The 3,151-nt window shown below is 56.0% G+C and carries 4 protein-coding genes; 3 read left to right on the forward strand and 1 reads right to left on the reverse strand.

Annotated elements, in window-relative coordinates:
- A partial coding sequence (locus ABYT07_RS20010; RefSeq protein WP_372993767.1) for a radical SAM protein occupies positions 1 to 528 on the reverse strand: 528 nt, incomplete at its 3' end.
- A gap of 50 nt (positions 529 to 578) precedes the next feature.
- Here ABYT07_RS20010 and fnrL point away from each other — a divergent pair.
- From fnrL to ccoN, 3 genes are all read left to right on the forward strand, one after another.
- A complete protein-coding gene (gene fnrL, locus ABYT07_RS20015; protein ID WP_372993768.1) occupies positions 579 to 1,313 on the forward strand; it encodes a transcriptional regulator FnrL in 735 nt (244 codons plus the stop codon).
- 112 nt (positions 1,314 to 1,425) lie between these two features.
- Positions 1,426 to 1,833 (forward strand): universal stress protein, encoded by a 408-nt coding sequence (locus ABYT07_RS20020; protein ID WP_372993769.1) that lies wholly within the window; start codon positions 1,426 to 1,428, stop codon positions 1,831 to 1,833.
- Positions 1,834 to 1,956: 123 nt separating this feature from the next.
- On the forward strand, positions 1,957 to 3,151 hold a 1,195-nt coding region (ccoN, locus tag ABYT07_RS20025; RefSeq protein WP_372993770.1), incomplete at its 3' end, for a cytochrome-c oxidase, cbb3-type subunit I.

Below are 3,151 nucleotides of genomic sequence, written 5' to 3' on the forward strand. Positions count from 1 at the left end.
CCGTGGGTCAAAATCCTGCACACCGATGCTTGCACGGTTCATGCCATATGAAATCAACGTATCCAGCAAGGGTTCGGACGCCTCGGTCGGATCAATTTCGACCGAAAATTCAAAACCCGTACCGGTGTCAAAGCGATCAAACACACGGTCCAGCAGCCGCGCCATGACGTCAGGTGTCAGAATCGTCGGCGTGCCGCCCCCAAGATGCAGCCGTGACATCGCCACATTGGCTGGCAACAAAGCGCGCTGGCGGTCAATTTCGACCAGCAACGTGTCGACATAGGAATCAACCGGCCGCATCGTCTTGGTGCCTTGGGTCCGGCACGCGCAAAACCAGCATAAACGCTTGCAAAACGGGATGTGCAGATACAGAGACACCTGCGCCCCGTCGGGCACCGCGCGCAGCCATTCAGCCTGCCGGGCACCGCCAATGCCGCTGCCAAAATGATTGGCGGGCGGATAACTGGTGTAACGCGGGGCGTTCGTATCAAAAAGTCCGGCGGAATGAAGTTGCTCAATATGTGTCATACCGCTAGGTTGCAAAGTACGAGACAGCTTTCCTTGATGTAGATCAAATAATGATGCTTGAAGAAAAAATTCACCCCTCTTGTAGCGCGTGTCCGATCCGGCACCGCGCGGTCTGTGCCCGCTGCAACGAAGACGAATTGCTCATGCTTGAGAAAATCAAAAGCTACAAGACATTCAAGGCTGGCGATCCGATCTTGTGGCGTGGCGATGGCCTGACCTATGTCGGATCCGTGGTGGACGGGGTCGCGACCTTGGGCAAGACCATGGAAGACGGGCGCATGCAGATGGTCGGTTTGTTGTTTCCCTCAGACTTTATCGGGCGGCCGGGACGGTCGCAGATCGAATTCGACGTGGTGGCGGTGACGGATGTGACCTTGTGTTGTTTCCAGCGCAAACCCTTTGAGGATCTGGTCGCGACAACGCCGCATGTGGCACAACGCATGCTTGAGATGGCGCTGGATGAACTGGATGCAGCCCGCGACTGGATGGTGCTTTTGGGGCGGAAAACGGCGCGGGAAAAGATCGCGACCTTTGTGCAGATGCTTGTGCGACGCCAGCATATGTCTGGGGAACAAACCCCGCTCAGCCCCTTGGCCCTGCCGCTGACCCGCGAAGAAATTGCCAGCTATCTGGGGTTAACGCTGGAAACCGTCAGCCGCCAGTTCGGGGCAATGAAGAAAGACGGCATTCTGACATTCTCGGACCGCCGGCAGTTCAAGGTCATTGATTTTGACGCATTGTATCTGGCTACAGGCGATGATGCCGACGGCGGCCCCTTGGTCTGATCCGTCTGCTTTCTAAGACCTTAATTTATTAAAACCGCAAATTTGATCTGCATCAAAGCGCATCCTTGCGCAAACCGCTTTGTTTTACCTGTCTAATCAGGAGATCAAAGCCATGTATGCTAATATCCTCGTTCCCGTCGTCGTCGATGAAGAAGCCAAAACCCAAACCGCCATTGAAGCGGCCACCGCGATGGCCGATCCCGGCGCGCGGATCACTTTGCTTCATGTCATAGAGACGATCCCCGTCTATGTGTCCGACTATGTGCCGGCTGACTATATGATCACCGCACGTGAATCCGTGGCGAAGCGGCTTGAGGATCTGGCAGCCGACATCCCAAACGGGCACGCAGCCATCGCGGATGGCCGCGCTGGCCCCCGCATCACCCGCTGGGCCGAGGAAAACGGAATCGATTGCATCGTCATCGCGTCCCATCAACCCGCACTTTCGGATATTCTGTTGGGTTCTGTTGCTGGCCATGTGGTGCGTCACGCAAAATCTGCGGTCCATGTCGTAAGATAAGCCGCGCACAGCCGGTAAACTTGATGCAGATCAAGGTTCGGCCCGCACGCTGCGTTTAGTCCAAAGCCTAGGAACAGATGCAGGTCTCCGAAAAAAGAGGCATGCAAATAATTAAGGTGCACTATGAATTACTTTAAACTCGTCATTTTGGCCCTCTTGGCCCTGGTGGCCGCAATGGGGGTCAATTGGGCCCATGACTTGGCCTATCAGGTACATGCGTTTTTGATCATGGCTGTCGCTGCGGGTCTGTTTATCTGGACCCTGCGGGGCATTGATGAACCCGAAGCTGTCCCCTCAACAGGCTATGCTGACGGGGTGATCCGCGCCGGTGTGATCGCGACTGCCTTTTGGGGCATCGCGGGGTTTCTCGTGGGCACCTTCATCGCATTTCAGCTGGCCTTTCCCGAATTGAACTTTGACTGGGGCCAACCCTTTACCAACTTTGGCCGGCTACGGCCCTTGCATACTTCGGCGGTAATCTTTGCCTTTGGCGGCAACGCGCTGATCTGTACGTCGTTTTATGTCGTTCAGCGCACCAGTTCGGTGCGGCTGTTCGGGGGCAATCTGTCGTGGTTCGTCTTTTGGGGCTACCAGTTGTTCATCGTTCTGGCGGCAACCGGATATCTGTTGGGCGCAACCCAATCGAAAGAATACGCAGAACCCGAATGGTACGTCGACATTTGGCTGACCATCGTTTGGGTCGCCTATCTGGTGGTCTTCCTTGGCACGATCTTCAAGCGCCGTGAACGCCATATCTATGTCGCCAACTGGTTCTATCTCAGCTTTATCATCACCGTCGCGATGCTGCATATCGTCAACAACCTGTCGATCCCGGTCAGCTTCTGGGGCTCGAAGTCGGTTCAGGTCTTCTCGGGGGTTCAGGACGCGATGACGCAGTGGTGGTACGGCCACAACGCCGTGGGCTTCTTCCTGACTGCCGGTTTCCTTGGGATGATGTACTACTTCGTTCCCAAACAGGCGAACCGTCCGGTCTATTCCTACAAACTCAGCATTATCCACTTCTGGTCCCTGATCTTTCTCTACATCTGGGCCGGTCCACACCACCTGCACTATACCGCCCTGCCCGATTGGGCCGCGACCCTTGGCATGGTGTTCTCGATCGTGCTGTGGATGCCCAGCTGGGGTGGCATGATCAACGGCCTGATGACCCTGCAAGGGGCGTGGGACAAGCTGCGCACCGATCCGGTCTTGCGGATGTTCGTGATCTCGCTTGGCTTCTACGGCATGTCCACCTTCGAAGGTCCGATGATGTCGATCCGCGCGGTCAATTCGCTGTCGCATTACACCGACTGGACCA

Source organism: Sulfitobacter sp., from assembly GCF_041552635.1.
Lineage (GTDB): Bacteria > Pseudomonadota > Alphaproteobacteria > Rhodobacterales > Rhodobacteraceae > Sulfitobacter.